We start from the raw sequence: 15,217 nt of genomic DNA on the forward strand, positions 1-15,217 counted from the left end.
TTATATGCAGGAGGCGTGATGACCCAGGCGGTTCGAGCAATGCAGGCCGGCGGACCCGAGGTGCTGGAGTTCGCGGAGATCGAGACGCCGAGGCCGGGGCCGGGTGAGGTGCTCGTCGACGTCGAGGCGGCGGGCGTGAACTTCATCGATACGTATCGGCGTTCAGGGGTCTATCCGATGGATTATCCGCATGTCGTCGGGGTCGAGGGCACGGGTCATATCGCCGCCGTCGGTGAGGGTGTCGAGAGCTACCGGGTCGGTGATCGGGTGGCGTGGCACGAGGGTCCGGGGTCGTATGCGACGCAGGTCGTCGTGTCGGCGGACAATCTCCTCACCGTTCCCGAGGGGGTGAGCGCCGAGGTGGCTGCGGCGATGCCGCTGCAGGGGCTGACGGCCCAATATCTGGCGACGACGTCGCATGCGATCAAGCCGGGCGACACGGCGCTTGTCCACGCTGGGGCTGGCGGCGTAGGCCTCGTGCTCACCCAGATCATCAAGCATCTGGGCGGCAATGTCATCACGACGGTGAGCACCGAGGAGAAGGCAGAGCTCTCCCGGAAGGCTGGCGCCGATGAGGTGTTCCTCTACGGACCGGGCGTCGATGTCGCAGCGACCGTGCGGGAACTCACGGACGGTCAGGGCGTCGAAGTCGCCTATGACGGGGTTGGGAAGGACACGTTCGATGCCTCGCTCGCCTCGCTCAAGCCGCTCGGGTCGATGGTGCTCTTCGGTGGGGCGTCGGGTCAGGTGCCGCCGTTCGACATCCAGCGGCTGAACTCCTCGGGCGGAATCTTCCTCTCGCGCCCGTCGCTCGTGTGGATGGTTGCGACGCCCGAGGCACTAGCGAAGCGGTGGGCGATGGTCTCGAGCGGCGTTGAGAAGGGCTGGCTCGACTTCAGGATTGGCGAGACATTCCCGTTGGCAGAGGCCGCCGAGGCGCACCGGGCTCTGGAGGGGCGGAAGACGACCGGGAAGGTTGTGCTGACGGTGTGAGGTGAGATGCCGGCCGCTGGGTTGGCTTGCGTGTGACACGCAGATCCACCCAGCGGCCGGCATACCCTCCTGGACGAACGTTGCCCCCAGCCGTCACGTCGATAACATCTGTGCAGGTAGAACCAAAGATTCCGGCCGAGTGGTTGGTATCTTGGGCCTATGTATGACGAGTCGGTTCGCGAGGAGTTGCGCGAGTTCGTTGCTGAGCGTGAGTGGCAGCAGTTCCATACGCCGGAGAATCTGGCGAAGAGCATCAGCATCGAGGCCGGCGAATTGCTCGAGTGCTTTCAATGGGGTGACGCCGACCTCTTGTCGGCGAAAGACGAACTGGCGGATGTGCTGACCTATTGCCTGTTGCTCGCCGAGCGTCTGGGCGTGGATCCCGACACTATCGTTCTTGAGAAACTCGCGAAGACTCGCGAGAAGTACCCCGTCGAGAAATCGCGCGGCCGGAGCGAGAAATATGACCAGCTTTAAGCTCGAACGATTCCCTTTCGGTCCTGACGCAGTCCGAGCGTGGGGAGCAGTCGACCCTCGTCACCGGAACTGGCCGGTCGTCTACGTCATGAACAACGACAAGCAGGTCTACGTCGGCGAATCCCTCAATGTCGAGGGGCGGATGCGCCAACATTTGGAGTCGAAGCACAAGCAACGCCTCAAGTCAGTGCGGGTCGTTCTCGATGACACATTCAACAAGTCGGCGTGCTTGGACCTGGAGTCATTCCTCATCCGCATGTTCCACGGCGACGGACGTCTCGAGGTGCTCAATCTCAATGCCGGCATCACCGACGCCGAGTACTACGACCGTGAAGCGTATAACAAGACTTTCCGCCAGATCTTCGACGAACTCCGAACGCATGAAGAGTTGTTCCAGCGGACTGTTCCGCAGATCGTCAACAGCGACCTGTTCAAACTGTCACCGTTCAAGGCACTCAACCACGACCAGGCCATCGCGGTCGACGACATCCTCGAGGGCTTCTTTGAGGATCTCGCGAGCGGTGTCAGCAACACCGTCGTGGTGGAGGGCAATCCGGGCACCGGCAAGACAGTGGTCGCGATCTATATGCTCAAGCTGCTTGAGGACATCCGGCATCACGATCCCGAAGAGCCTCTGGACATCGACTCGATTTTCAGCGACTACTTCACGCCGGAACATGCCGAACTGCTCAAGAAACTGCGGTTCGCAATCGTCGTCCCTCAGCAGTCGCTGCGTGACTCGATCGCGAAGGTCTTCAAGTTGACGCCGGGCTTGCAGAGGAATCAGGTGCTCACGCCGTTCCAGGTTGGCGAGAGCCTCGAACCGTTCGATCTGCTCATTGTCGACGAGGCCCACCGACTCAACCAGCGCGCAAATCAGGCAGCGGGCCCACTGAACAAGAAGTTCCGCGAGATCAACGAACGCCTGTTCGCGTGGGACGATCCTCAGCTCACGCAACTCGACTGGATCCAAAAGCAGAGCAGGCACTCGATTCTCATGCTCGACGTCGGCCAAACGGTCCGACCAGCCGATCTTCCGGTCTCGTTGACGAGGAACCTCGCTGGTAAGGCCAAGAATGCCGGCCGACACTACCCGCTTCAGACGCAGATGCGAATCGCGGCAGACAAGGACTACGTCGGATACATCCGTGCCCTCCTCAGCGACAACCCGCCGTTAGAACCCGAGGATTTCGGCGACTACGACCTCAGGCTATTCACCGATCTCGGGGAGATGAGGGAAGAGCTCCGTAAGCGCGAGGAGGAATACGGACTGTCGAGATTGGTCGCGGGATACGCTTGGCCCTGGCGCAGCAAGAACGACCCCGAGGCGTACGACATCGAGATCGATGGTCAGCGGATGCGCTGGAACTCGACCACGACCGACTGGATCAATTCACCGAAGTCCGTCGACGAAGTCGGTTCAATCCATACGGTTCAGGGATACGACCTCAACTACTCCGGGGTCATCATCGGCAACGACCTCCAGTTCGATCCAGTAGCCAAGAAACTGGTGTTCAACCGAACTCACTACTACGACAAGAAGGGTCGCGAGAACAACCCGAAGTTGGGAATCACCTACTCCGACGAGGACTTGCTCGAGTATGTGAAGAACATTTACAGAGTATTACTAACTCGCGGAATCAGAGGCACTTACGTGTATATTTGTGATTCCAATCTAAGAAAGAGTGTTCGTGCACTATTATAAATGCATCTAGAATTTTCTTGGAATCATTTAGAAAAGCCATGAGTTCACACCTGAAGGCAATTAAATCGCGATACGGCACATTTAGGTCTAACCAGAACTAGGAAAACCTGGATCCAAGATTGATACCTTGATCCACAGTTGTCGCTTCACGCGTTTCATCGCCATCGCGCCAATAGATCTTTTCTCCCACAGTCGAAAGAGAGTTTTGCCCTGGAACGCTGATGATAATTACTCCTAATCCATAATAGTTATTATAATCCATGCTGGAGAGTACAGAACTCTTTAAAGGATCACTAAGATTAGAATTTCGTATGCCCGTCTTCCATCGGCCAAAATACTCCTCCGCAGTTTCGCCAAGGACATCGGCCTCTCTCCGCACGCCGACCACATGGCGGCGTCCCACCCGAATCGGCTGAAAGCCATCGAGCTCTCTAATGCGATCGGCATCTGACGTCTTGTCAGTCACACCAATGAGAACTTTCCCGCTACTATTTGGGCCATTATTCGCGATAGCAGCAACAGTTTTGACGACCTTGTCGATCATATTCGCGTCGACGCCCCTCGACCCGTCAAGTCGAAGAAGTCCTTGCTTAAGCTCATAGTTTGGCAACTCAATCTCCGACCTATGCAACACCGCATCGACGTCAATAATCGTGTGGTCGCCATAGACTGCGTCCATCGAAGTAGCTGGAACAACATAAGGGGTCAGCAAACCCTTGATCATGTCGACATTTTTCCGACGGTCCTCCTTCTTAGTCTTTCGACCTTGGATTCGGGAAGCCAAGTCCGTCAGTGACCCCTTAAGAGCTTCATAGTCGCGAATCGAGTTAGATTCCTTAACGAGCTTTTCATGGAAAGCTATTACTAACAGCGTAAACGTGGCGGGAAACGCGTTCGTCGTGGTCCGAGATGAAAAGATGAGGTCTCGAAGCTTTATCGGCGACCCGGATTGTGCAACTTTCATTACTTCGCTGATTGAGAATTTTATTTCATCAGATAGTTTGTCGGAACCATACGTGTCGAGAGCGCGAGTTATTCTTTCATTCTCTTCACTATCGCGGGCATAAACCTCATCAAGCGCGCCTTTCGATCGTTCCAAAATCTGCCCTCCTACGATCGACGCTGCGATATCAGCCAGGCACTCTTCATCTAAGCTATCCCGAAGGTCGGTAGACCGTAAGATTCCAGACTTAACCCAAAAAATCTCGTCGGCTTGAACTAAATACCCATGCTTAGTCATGGGGAGGTCGACGCTTATGGATGGCATGTCACTCAAATCCAGATGATCCGACGATACGTCGCCTCGATGAAAACAGGCCGACAGGCGAATCATATCGCTGAATTCGTCCTTTATCCCAGCCTGCCGACGTTCCTGATTGCTCAATTGATGCCCGTAGGTATTGATGCGCGCAAACACGTCATCAATCTCATTTTCGCTCGCACCCCGCATTACTGATACCGCCATAGAGTAGTCGAGAAAAACGTTAACTTCTCGAGGCTCAAGAAGATTGCTGGAGTTTGGAACCGTGAACTTATTTTCGTTCGCACGCGTCTGCGCTGTGGGAAACTGGGCAATGTCGAAAATTGCTCCTTGAAGAGTGGGAAAGCTTCCTTCTATAAAGGACATCATTGTGAAAAGTCTTTGAAGTCCATCGATAATTTCGTACTTGCCTTCGCCTTTCTCGGCTAGCAGTACCGCTGGTATTGGATATCGATTCAGAATTGATTCGACTAACTTTTGTTTTTCAGTTAGGGTCCAGACCAGTTTCCTCTGGTAACGCCGGTTCACCGTAAGCTTACCTTCGCTGAACCATGTATAGAGCGACTGAATGGTTTTCGGCTGCGAATCTACATCTGCCATGACACTCCTCATTTTTCCGCTTTGCGCTACGCACAATGTATCATGGGAGTAGTCTGACAGCTCTTTACCGTCCCTCAGCTGCTCAACCTTTCCCACGAGGAACACGTACGAAAGCACGCCGACTATGGTGACCGCAGCCGTGCAGACGAACGTCGGGGGCGAAGTCGATACCGGTGGCGAGGAAGCCGATGACGATCGGGCAAGGCGGTCAACGAGTGGTTTCCGATGAAGTTGAACATGCCTCCGGTCAGACCGAGCAGTCGTTTCGGTGCCAATGCTGAAACCAGCGACCAAGTGATCGCAGCGAAGACGTTGCCGAAGAACGCGATCGACATGAACACGATGACCAACGCAGTCGAGTCTGTGTAGTTAGCGCCGAGCATGAACACGGTCATCGCCAGTCCAATGATGATCGGCAGCTTCCGTGCTGTACCCAGGGACAGACATTTCTTCACCATAAGGTCAGAGACCCAACCGGAGAACAGCTCACCGACGAGCGCGGCAATGAGCAGCAGCGAAGCCATTAAACCGGTTTCGATGTAGTCCATCCCCCGGCAGTCGACGAGGTAGGTCGGGAACCAGGTGTGGAAAGACCACAGAGTCGAGGTCAGGCAGAACTGACTAGGCAGATGCCCCAGAGCTTCCGCCTAGTTAGTAAGACCTTGACGTCGGACCACTTGAGGCTCGGCTTTAACTCCTTCTTCGCGTCACTCTCAACGTCGACCGATCCCCCGCCCAAGGCGATGAGATCGATCTCGGCCTGGTTGACTTTCATCTTGTCGCGCGGCTCGCGGTAGATAAGCCATCAGATCGCGGCCCAGATGATTTCGACGACACCGGTGAGGATGAATTGATCATCCTGTGTGCACTCGACCGATCGATTCCCGTCGAATCGACGAGCCACTTCAGCGTGGTCGAGCCATGTGCCACGGCACTGACAATTCGCAGCCCCCTGGCCAGAGTCTGGGTGCTATAGGGGGATGGTATGGCTGGAAATGGTTCCGGAATCCTCGCCCATTACTCCAGTATGGACCCAGTGCCAGGTGAGTACCATCTGCAGCCAGGGCAGAACAGGTGTGAGCAGCGCCAAACCGATGAACTGGCTCGAGGTATAGAAGGCGATGACCCGTCCTCTTTCACGTTCCGGGAACCACGCGGTGGCAACCTTGTCGTTGATTGGGTAGGCAGGCGCCTCGAAACCACCGACCATAAGCCTGAGGATGATGAGGGCGACGAGCCCGCCGGACATTCCCATGAACAGCGTTGCCAGGGACCACAGCACGAGACACGAAGCATAGAGCACGCGCGGTCGCACGCGGTCGACGAGCCACCCTCCGGGCAGCTGCATCGCGGCGTAGGTCCATCCGAAGGCAGACAACAGCAACCCTTGCTGGTCAGTGGTGAGGTCGAATTTCGGAGACAGTGCCGGCATCGCGATGGACAGGTTCGCCCGGTCCATGTAGTTGATGACGACGGTGATGAAAAGCACAACCGCGACGATGTAGCGGATCCGCTTGGGGCGGGTGTGAGTGCTTACGGTTCCACGGACTTGCAAAAGTCCTTTAGTAAGGTCACGAGGTTCTTCGTCATGGCTCTCCCTCACAAACCGTGCAGTGTGACCGGTGGTCCGCCTACCCCAACGAGTCCCACGCCATCCATTGCCGCAGCGCCGGCGCCAACACCAACGCCGCCAGCACACTCCCCGCCAACAGAACCCACGCCCCGAAATACGTGAACAGCTTGAGCTCCGGCGCCAACTGCGGACCGAAGTTCGCCGCCATGAGGATCACTCCCCCAAGGATCAACGCCGTCGAGACGATCACCTGAATGAACTGCTCAACCGTCGACTTGAGCAGGTTCTTGATCATCGAGATATTCAACCCACTCGTCCCGACATCCAAGGTCCCGTCCTGCAGATGCCCGGCGATGCGCGACACCTGCGCCGGGAGCTCGGCCATCTGCGGCACCGTCGCCGCGAAGTAGAGAGTCATCTCACTGCGATCGACACCGAGTCCCCCAACCTCGCGGAGCAGATCCTTCCCGTTCCGCGTCACCAACGTGAGCAGATTGAGTCTGGGGTCGAGCTTCATGATCGACCCCTCGAGCGTGCTGATGGCCCGGAAGGTTGTCGCCACCGACGTCGGCATCGGGAACCCGAAATCGACGACGAAGTCGATGAGCTCACCGAAGAGCGCCGCTGACGTCGGCCCCGGCCGCGGCCAGCTCCAGCTCGACCGCGTCGCCACCGCAGCTAGGCGGCGTCGACGGCGCAGTCTTGTGCGAAACCAGCCGGATCACCAGACCCAGCCGGACCCCCGGACCCAACCGACGCTCACCGGCCCTGGCCGGCGATCCACTCCCGCACTTCGGTCTCCAGCACGGAGAGTGGCACGCTGCCCATCCCCAGCACACAGTCGTGGAAGTCCCGGATCGAGAAGGACTCCCCCAACGCCTCCTCGACCTCTGCTCGCAGCTTCTCGATCGTCAGCTGCCCGAGGTAGTACGCCGTCGCCTGCCCCGGCCAGGAGATGTACCGGTCGATCTCCGTGCCGATCTCATGCTCGGCGATCGCAGTGTTCTCCCGCAGGAAGTCCTGCGCCTTCTCCCGACTCCACCCCAGCGCGTGCATCCCCGGATCGACGACGAGGCGGACAGCCCGCCACATCTGGAAGGAGAGCATCCCGAGCCGTTCGAACGGCGTCTCGTACATCCCCATCTCGTCGCCGAGGCGCTCACAGTAGAGCCCCCAGCCCTCCCCGAACGCGGAGATGTAGCGCTTGCGGAAGTCTTTGACCTCGAGTTCCTCCGCGAGCGAGAGCTGGAAGGAATGCCCAGGAGCGGACTCGTGGAGTGTGAGCGCCGGCAGGGAGTACAGGGGACGAGCCGGCAGGTTGTAGGTATTGACCAGGTACCGATCCGGTGCTCCGCGCCCGAAGGTGTCGAAGGCCGCGAGTTCCTTTGGCGTCTCCATGACGGCGAAACGCTGCTGCGGCAGCCGTCCGAAGTACTCGTGGACGACTCTGTCGAAGGCCTTGCACGTGTAGGTCGCCTCGGCGAGGAGCTGACGCGGCGTCGTGGCATAGAACTGCGGATCGGAGCGCATGTACGCGAACAGCCCCGGCAGATCACCGGCGAATCCGACCTCCGCGGCGATCTCCTCCATCTCCGCACGGATCTTCCTGACCTCTGATTGGCCGAGGTCGAAGATCTCCCGCGGGGAGAGGTCGATGGTCGCGTACTCCCTGATCTGCGAACGATAGAAGTCCATCCCCCCGGGTTGGTCGACGGCCGCGATCGAGTCGGGCAGCTGCGGCAGATACTCCCCGGTGAGGAAGGTCAGAAGCCTCCGATACGCCGGGATGACCTCCTCGGTGAGGACGGTGAGGGCCTCGGCCCTCAGACGATCACGCACCTCGGCGGGCATCACCGTCGGCAGCCGACGAAACGGACCGAAGAACGCAACCTCTGTGACCTCGTTCGCCTCGGCGATCGCCCGCACCGGCTCCTCACGACCGCTCATGCAGATGCGCGCGGGACCGAAACCGCGCGTGACTCCGGCACGCATGTTCTCGATCTGCTGTGAGAAGTACCGCGGAATGTCACGGAGCATCCGCAGATACGCCTCCGCGGCCGCCTCGTCCTCGAGCACGAGCCGGTACGCATCGAAGGCCAGACCCCGCCAGAACGCGGAATCAGCGGTGACCGGGCGCTCCCACATCCGATGCCGCTGCGCCGCGATGAGCGTGACCAGCTGCTCACGGTAGACCTGGAAGTCGATCCGCTCGCTCGCCGACAGCGTCGCAGCATCGATTCCGTCGAGACGAGCCAGAGTCGCCTCCCACGTCGCCTGCCGGCGCTCCTGCGCCTCGAGTCCGACGTCCGGGAGGAAATCGACGATGGCCGCCTTGTGCGAGAGCGAACCGAACTCCGCCTCCCGCCACGCCCATTCGGCGTCGATGATCTCCGCCAGTGCCGTTCCTGCCGCGGTCGCCGAGGTGTCCCCGCCGACATCTGGTGCGCCCACCTGTGCTCGTCCCTTCTTCATCGGCTCTTTTCTCCTCCTCGCCTCGACCGAACGGCAGCACAGCCGAGGCTTCGACCCGCGCCGGACGTTCGGTCGCCTCCCTCACACGGGCTGGTTCGACTCCGGTTTGTCACCTGTCCGCGTCGACCACGCGACGAAGTCGGCGATGTCGCGCAGTTGGTCGACGCGCACCTCCTGGTTGACGTACATCATGTGTCCGGCGGGATAGTAGCGGCGCACGATCTGCTCGTGCGCCTCATCGGAGATCCGCAGGTGCGCGAGCACATGCTCCGACGCCGCGAACGGTGTCGCACAGTCGTGGTACCCGAAGCCCACATAGACCTTGAGGTCGGGATTCGCCCGCATCGCGAACGCGAGGTCCTCAGCTGTGTTGACGAGCGCGTTCTCGAACTCCTTGTACGACCACGGATGCACGCGGGAGGTGAGCACCTCGTAGGTGAGATCCGTTTCGTACTTCAGCTCCGCCCGCAGCAGCTCGTTGATGCCCACCGTGTACGGGTACTGGATGATCGGGTAGGACGGATCGTCCCCGAGGGTCTCCGCCGCGACTTTGCCCGGATGCGCGGTGAACCGTGCATCGAGCCGTCCGATGCGCAGACGTTCATCGCGCAGAAGTTCGCTGAAGAAGGTGAATTCGTCGATGCGCAGATCGGCGAGCTGCACGAAGTCCTCGTCGAGACCGATGAGGTGGGCCAGCCTCTTTCCGACCTGCTTCCTCTCCGTCTCGCCGAGGCGGTGGCCGCGTTCCAGCGCGCGAGCGTAGTCCCCGTAGGCGAACTCGGTGGCTTCGGCGACAACGTCTTCGACAGTGCGGTCCGGATGCCTGCCGTGGAAGTGCGCGACGGCGGCGAATGTCGGCAGGTAGTGGAGGTAGGGGGCTTCGTTGCCCTCGGTGAAGACGACCGTGCCGAAGTCGAGCACCGCGGAGATGAGGATGATGCCGTTGAACGCGATGCCATGACGTGTCGCCAGGTGACCGGCCAGCGCGGCCGCACGGGTCGTGCCGTAGGACTCCCCGGCGAGGAACTTCGGAGAGGTCCATCGGTTGTTCCGGCTCAGCCAGAGTCTGATCACCTCGCCGACGACGTCGCGGTCACCGCTGAAGCTGTGGAAGTCCGCCGGCTTCTCCCCTTCGGCGGTGCGGGAGAACCCCGTCGTCACGGGATCGATGAAGACGAGGTCGGCGTATGCCAGGGAGGTTTCGAGGTTGTCGACGAGACCGTAGGGAGGCGGCGTGCGGTGCCCGATGTCGTTGGTCACCACGCGGCGGGGGCCGAACAGTCCGATGTGCAGCCACGCCGAGGAGGAGCCCGGTCCGCCGTTGAACACGAAGATCACCGGTCGGCTCGGGTCCTGGTCTCCCTCGTCGGGGACGGCCGTGTACGAGGTCGTGAAGATCTGCGCTTTCGGGGTCAGTCCCTCGAAGACGCCGTCGTCGACCACTTCGGAGCCGATGACCATTCGGCCCGCCTGCGCGCGATACTTCAGCGTTCCCGTAGGAAGATCGAGCTCATGGTCGGTGACGACGAAGTCGTCGACCGGCACGGGCTTCTCCGCCCCACGAGTCGTCTCCGGGTCCTGTGTACGTGTGTCCGGCATGTCTGTCTTGCCGCTCCTTTCGATGTCGTCCCCTCCTCGGCGTCGGAGGGAACAGCTGATCACGACGGTTCCGCGTTCTCCCGCCGAGGTTCGAGTGTGGGCACCGCTGCGAGCAGAGACCGCGTGTATTCATGCTGAGGGTGATCGACCACCTCATCACTGGCGCCCTGTTCGACGTTGCGGCCAGTCGTCATCACCGCCACGTGATACGGCCGCCCAGGCGACGCGATGATTCCCAAGCAGGCTCCCTCGACCGTGCTGTCACGACACGTGGTTCCATGCGACCGCAAACACTGTTGCAGATCCCACTGCACAGAGTTGAGAATCAGAGAGACCGTAGTCCTGGAGTTTGGTCGACTTCCGTGGCCAGAATCCGGTACGCTGTGTTGTCTCGGTCACACGTCGAATATAGATCACTGCAGTATCTGTTGCAAGGGGGGACAGCGTGAATATCATCGCGACGTGGCTCGAAGGCCTGATATCCCGCCGAAAGCTGTCTCCTGGCTCGGTTGCTGTGCTCCGCGCGATCGGTGCGGATCCCGAACGGGCCTCGTACTGCAGCGGCGCGGCGCTGGCTGAGGCGGCTGGGGTCAATATCGCGACCGTTGTCCGAGCGGCCCAAGCCATCGGCTTCTCCGGGTGGCCCGAGCTGTCGACAGAGGTACGCAATCGGTTCCTGTCATCCCTGGATCCGGACAAACACTTCGCCAGAAACGCGACAACAACGAAGAAGCCCTCACTTGAACCACTGGCCAGGGACGTCGAACTCATCCATCTCCTCGCGGAAACACTGACCGAGGAGGCGATCGACGACGTCGCCACCGTGATTTCGGATGCGCAGTCGACAGTCGTCTTGGCCACCGGCGCCTACGTCGCTCCGGGAGCAGTGCTGGCGCACAACGGACTCGCGCTCGGATACCGGATTGTCCTCAGCGACGGCTCGGCGACCAGCATGATCAACGACGTTCGTGCGCTCGGACCCGGCGACTGCCTCCTCACCTTCTCGATCTGGAGAACCGACGCGAACCTCGTCCCACTGTGCGAATATGCGAAGGCTCATGGGGTTCGGATCGTCGTCATCGCCGATCAGCGGTCGAAGCTCGCCGAGCTTGCTGATCGGCTGATTCTCGTGCCGTCCGAGGGTGCAGGACCGATGGCTTCGGTGACGTGTGCTGTCAGCGTGGTCCAGTGCGTCGTGAGTGCGCTGGCGAACCTCGACCCGGAACGCTCGGAAGCGAAGCTCGAAGAACTGCAACGCCTCTGGACGCTGACCGGGGCAGTGGTCAGTGACTGAGGGGAGCGAATCACGGCCCCATCCGCACATGCGGTGTCGGCTGAGCGCCCCTACCCCAGACTGTCCCACGCCATCCGCTGCCGCAGTGCCGGCGCCAGCACCAGCGCCGCCAGCACACTCCCCGCCAGCAACACCCACGCCCCGAAGTACGTGAACAGCTTGAGCTCCGGCGCCAACTGCGGCCCGAAGTTCGCCGCCATAAGGATCACTCCCCCAAGGATGAGCGCCGTCGAGACGATCACCTGAATGAACTGCTCGACCGTCGACTTGAGGAGGTTCTTGATCATCGAGATGTTCAACCCGCTCGTCCCGACATCCAAGGTCCCGTCCTGCAGATGCCCCGCGATGCGTGACACCTGCGCCGGCAGCTCGGCCATCTGCGGCACCGTCGCTGCAAAGTAGAGCGTCATCTCACTGCGGTCGACGCCGAGTCCGCCGACCTCACGGAGCAGATCCTTCCCGTTCCGCGTCACCAACGTGAGCAGATTGAGTCTCGGATCGAGCTTCATGATCGAGCCCTCGAGCGTGCTGATGGCCCGGAAGGCTGTGGCCACCGAGGTCGGCATCGGGAACCCGAAGTCGACGACGAAGTCGATGAGCTCACCGAAGAGCGCCGCTGACGTCGACCCTGGCCGACCATCCCCGTACTTGAGCATGATCTGCCCGATCTCCCGTTGCAGCTCCCGGAGGTCGACATCGCTCGGCGTCCCGAGCAGCTCGAGGATCGCCGCGGTCGCCGCATGCGAGTTCTGCGAATCGAAGGCCATGAGCAGCAGGGCGATCGCCCGTCGGTCGCGCTTGTCGATGAGCCCGATCGCCCCGAAGTCGACCAACCCGGCACGCCCCGACGAGGAGACGATGATGTTGCCCGGGTGGAGATCGGCGTGGAAGATCCCCTTGCCCAGCACCTGCCGGACGACCATGAGGAAGAGATCCTGCGCGATCTCACCCCGCGCGATCTGCGAAAGCCCGTTGACCACGTCATCGGCCCGCGAGAGCGGCACACCCTCGACGAGGTCCATGACGATGACGTACTCCCCCGACAGTTCCGGGTAGACGTTGGGGATCTCGACGACCGACGTCGTCTCCGTCCGCGCCTTGCCCTGCTCGTCGGCATCGCGCAGCGCTTCGATGTGCGCGAGCTCCCCACGGTAGTCGAGTTCGCCCTGGAGGGATTCGACGAAGCTCTGCGCGAGCTTGACGACCCCGACCTTCCTCGCCCAGTCCGTCGACCGCTCGAGCCGCTCGGCGAGCGTGAGGACGATGTCGGAATCCGCGCGCACCTGCTTGCGGATCTTCGGCCGTTGCACCTTGACCGCGACGACCTGCCCTTCCCACGTCACCGCTCGATGGACCTGTGCCACCGATGCGGCCGCGAAGGGCACTTCGTCGAAACTTTCGAACACCTCGGCGACGGGACGGCCCCATTGGCTCTCCAACTGTTCCTTCACCTCGGCGAAGGGAACCGGCGGAACGCCGGCCTGGAGTTTGGAGAACTCCTCGACGAACTCGTGCGGGATCATGTCCCCGCGGGTCGCGATGAACTGCCCGAGCTTGACGAACGTCACCCCGGCGGCAGCCAGCGCGTCACGGGTCGTCGCCGCGATCTCCCGCAGTGACACCCGCAGGGTCGGGATGCGGGGTTTGAGGTAGCGGGCGAGTCCGAACTGGATGAGGATCTTCTGGACTTGGGCGAGCCGGTTGACGCGGCGGTACCAGGTGGGGATCTTCGGCGCCGAGCGCAGCACGGAGGACAGGGTACCCGTGGGCAGGACGAGTTCGATGGCGAGGAGGACGAACATCTGGAGGACGATGGCCCACGCGAAGAGGAGGAGGAAGACCATGATCGCGGGGAAGCTCATGTCGAGGCTCGGGTACGTGTTGTCCTCGGAGATGCCGAGGAGCTTGTACGCCTGGAGGGTGATGGGCCAGATCGAGAGGCCCATGATGAGGGAGACGACGGTGTTGCGGGCGGCGCCGGTGCCGATGATCATCATCCGCCGGACGAGGAAGCCGACGATGACAGCGTTGATGAGACCCAATCCGATGGAGTAGAGGATCGTCATCCGCACTCCCCCTTTCGTCGTCCGTGTCCGTGGCCGGCCGACGCCTGCGGAGGTCGTCGGGCTCAGCTGCGCGCTCTCACCACCCTAATTGATCACTCCTGCCGATCACCGCGACCAAGACTCAGAGTTCGCAGTGCGTCGAGGAGGTCGGTGATCTCCGGTGCCGTGTCGAGTTCGGCGGGGACAAGGGCGCTGATGCGCCGGGTGCCGACTTCGGCGATCGAGATCGCCGCGATCCCGTCGACCGCGGTGGTGCGTCGGGCGCTCTGCGGGAGCAGGGCCACGCCGAGGCTGTTCGACACCAACGCCTGGATCGCCCCGGGATTGTCGGTGATGTGCCGGGTCCGCGGTTCGAACCCTGCCCGCCGGCACAGCCGTTCCGCGGTCGACCGGCACCGTTCGCAGCCCATGATCCACGGCAGTTCGGCGACGTCGGTGAGCGTGTGGATCTGCCCGGCCCGGTTCCATCGTTCGGGGACGAGGAGGTCGAGTCGGTCCTCGCCGAGGTCGATCGTCGTCGCGCCCTCCAGGCGCGGTGGGTCTTCGTCTTCGTGGTGGAAGACGAAGGCGACGTCGATCGCGCCGTTGTCGAGCAGGGTGAGTGCTTCGGGCGGTTCGGCCTCGACGACTTCGTAGGAGTGCCGGGTGGCCGTGTCCGGGTGGTCGGCGGCGCTCGTCTCGAGCGTGCCGAGGGCGGCGGCGAGGGGTCCGATGACGAAGCTCGGGAAGCCGGCGAGGCGGACATTGCGTCCGCCGAGGCCGAACGCGGTCGCAAGGTCGCGGCGGAGTCCCGTCACCGAGGCGGCGACCTCGGATGCGCGGATGAGGGCGAGCTGGCCGGCGGTCGTGAGGACGATGCCGCGTGGGGTGCGGTCGAAGAGGGTGACGCCGAGATCCTTCTCGAGCGCTGACATGTGCTGAGAGAGCGCGGGTTGGGACCAGCCGATCTCCCGGGCGGCGGCGCCGAGGCTGCCGGCTGCGGCGACGGCGCCGAAGAGGAGGAGGCGTTTCGGGTCGCCCGTGGCGAGGGCCTGGTCGAAGTGCTCGGACATAAGTTCAGCTTATGTCATGTCAGTCGTAACTGGGTCTACTGCCGGGGTTCTGCGTGGTTCAGACTAGACGGGCATAAGAAATTGGCGACTGTCGCTGGCTGAACTGTTGCGGTTCGGGATGGCAG

General features: G+C 61.4%; 15 protein-coding genes. 4 read left to right on the plus strand and 11 right to left on the minus strand.

Annotated features, from left to right (window positions below):
• Positions 1-18: 18 nt before the first annotated feature.
• From FJ887_RS16915 to FJ887_RS16925, 3 genes are all read left to right on the plus strand, one after another.
• Positions 19-993 carry a quinone oxidoreductase family protein gene (locus FJ887_RS16915; RefSeq protein ID WP_095376886.1) on the plus strand — a complete coding sequence of 325 codons (975 nt, stop codon included), beginning with the start codon at positions 19-21 and terminating at the stop codon, positions 991-993.
• Positions 994-1,152: 159 nt separating this feature from the next.
• The gene (locus FJ887_RS16920; RefSeq protein ID WP_095376885.1) at positions 1,153-1,470 is read left to right on the plus strand and encodes a nucleotide pyrophosphohydrolase; all 318 of its coding nucleotides are present in this window, start codon (positions 1,153-1,155) and stop codon (positions 1,468-1,470) included.
• 88 nt (positions 1,471-1,558) lie between these two features.
• The gene (locus FJ887_RS16925; protein WP_232252595.1) at positions 1,559-3,175 is read left to right on the plus strand and encodes a DNA/RNA helicase domain-containing protein; all 1,617 of its coding nucleotides are present in this window, start codon (positions 1,559-1,561) and stop codon (positions 3,173-3,175) included.
• 97 nt (positions 3,176-3,272) lie between these two features.
• Here the strand turns inward: FJ887_RS16925 and FJ887_RS16930 are convergent, their stop codons facing one another.
• From FJ887_RS16930 to FJ887_RS18450, 9 genes are all read right to left on the minus strand, one after another.
• The gene (locus FJ887_RS16930) at positions 3,273-5,036 is read right to left on the minus strand and encodes a GmrSD restriction endonuclease domain-containing protein (RefSeq protein WP_095376912.1); all 1,764 of its coding nucleotides are present in this window, start codon (positions 5,034-5,036) and stop codon (positions 3,273-3,275) included.
• 122 nt (positions 5,037-5,158) lie between these two features.
• Complete coding sequence (locus tag FJ887_RS16935; protein ID WP_197907875.1) at positions 5,159-5,674, minus strand: MFS transporter; 516 nt, start codon at positions 5,672-5,674, stop codon at positions 5,159-5,161.
• Entirely contained in the window at positions 5,644-5,811 is a 168-nt protein-coding gene (locus FJ887_RS16940; protein ID WP_217987211.1) for a hypothetical protein, read from the minus strand. The genes FJ887_RS16935 and FJ887_RS16940 overlap by 31 nt, the downstream gene beginning before the upstream one ends.
• The gene (locus tag FJ887_RS18610; RefSeq protein ID WP_095376910.1) at positions 5,808-6,044 is read right to left on the minus strand and encodes a helix-turn-helix domain-containing protein; all 237 of its coding nucleotides are present in this window, start codon (positions 6,042-6,044) and stop codon (positions 5,808-5,810) included. The genes FJ887_RS16940 and FJ887_RS18610 overlap by 4 nt, the downstream gene beginning before the upstream one ends.
• A complete protein-coding gene (locus FJ887_RS16945; RefSeq protein ID WP_232252596.1) occupies positions 6,007-6,525 on the minus strand; it encodes an MFS transporter in 519 nt (172 codons plus the stop codon). Before FJ887_RS16945 ends, FJ887_RS18610 begins: the two co-directional genes overlap by 38 nt.
• A gap of 142 nt (positions 6,526-6,667) precedes the next feature.
• Positions 6,668-7,282 (minus strand): hypothetical protein, encoded by a 615-nt coding sequence (locus tag FJ887_RS16950; RefSeq protein ID WP_232252597.1) that lies wholly within the window; start codon positions 7,280-7,282, stop codon positions 6,668-6,670.
• Positions 7,283-7,368: 86 nt separating this feature from the next.
• Complete coding sequence (locus FJ887_RS16955) at positions 7,369-9,081, minus strand: DUF885 domain-containing protein (protein WP_095376517.1); 1,713 nt, start codon at positions 9,079-9,081, stop codon at positions 7,369-7,371.
• A gap of 81 nt (positions 9,082-9,162) precedes the next feature.
• On the minus strand, positions 9,163-10,680 hold the full coding sequence (locus FJ887_RS16960) for a S10 family peptidase (protein ID WP_095376516.1): 1,518 nt from the start codon (positions 10,678-10,680) through the stop codon (positions 9,163-9,165).
• Positions 10,681-10,739: 59 nt separating this feature from the next.
• On the minus strand, positions 10,740-10,874 hold the full coding sequence (locus FJ887_RS18450; RefSeq protein WP_095376515.1) for an ABC transporter ATP-binding protein: 135 nt from the start codon (positions 10,872-10,874) through the stop codon (positions 10,740-10,742).
• Positions 10,875-11,125: 251 nt separating this feature from the next.
• On the opposite strand from FJ887_RS18450, the gene FJ887_RS16965 reads away from it, so the two are divergent.
• A complete protein-coding gene (locus tag FJ887_RS16965; protein WP_181365685.1) occupies positions 11,126-11,974 on the plus strand; it encodes a MurR/RpiR family transcriptional regulator in 849 nt (282 codons plus the stop codon).
• Between the two features lie 50 nt (positions 11,975-12,024).
• Here the strand turns inward: FJ887_RS16965 and FJ887_RS16970 are convergent, their stop codons facing one another.
• Positions 12,025-14,040 (minus strand): ABC1 kinase family protein, encoded by a 2,016-nt coding sequence (locus tag FJ887_RS16970; RefSeq protein ID WP_140955784.1) that lies wholly within the window; start codon positions 14,038-14,040, stop codon positions 12,025-12,027.
• Positions 14,041-14,132: 92 nt separating this feature from the next.
• The gene (locus tag FJ887_RS16975; RefSeq protein WP_140955783.1) at positions 14,133-15,092 is read right to left on the minus strand and encodes a LysR family transcriptional regulator; all 960 of its coding nucleotides are present in this window, start codon (positions 15,090-15,092) and stop codon (positions 14,133-14,135) included.
• Positions 15,093-15,217 lie beyond the last annotated feature (125 nt).

The sequence above is a fragment of the Brevibacterium sp. XM4083 genome (genome assembly GCF_006489205.2).
In the GTDB taxonomy this organism is placed as follows: Bacteria; Actinomycetota; Actinomycetes; order Actinomycetales; family Brevibacteriaceae; genus Brevibacterium.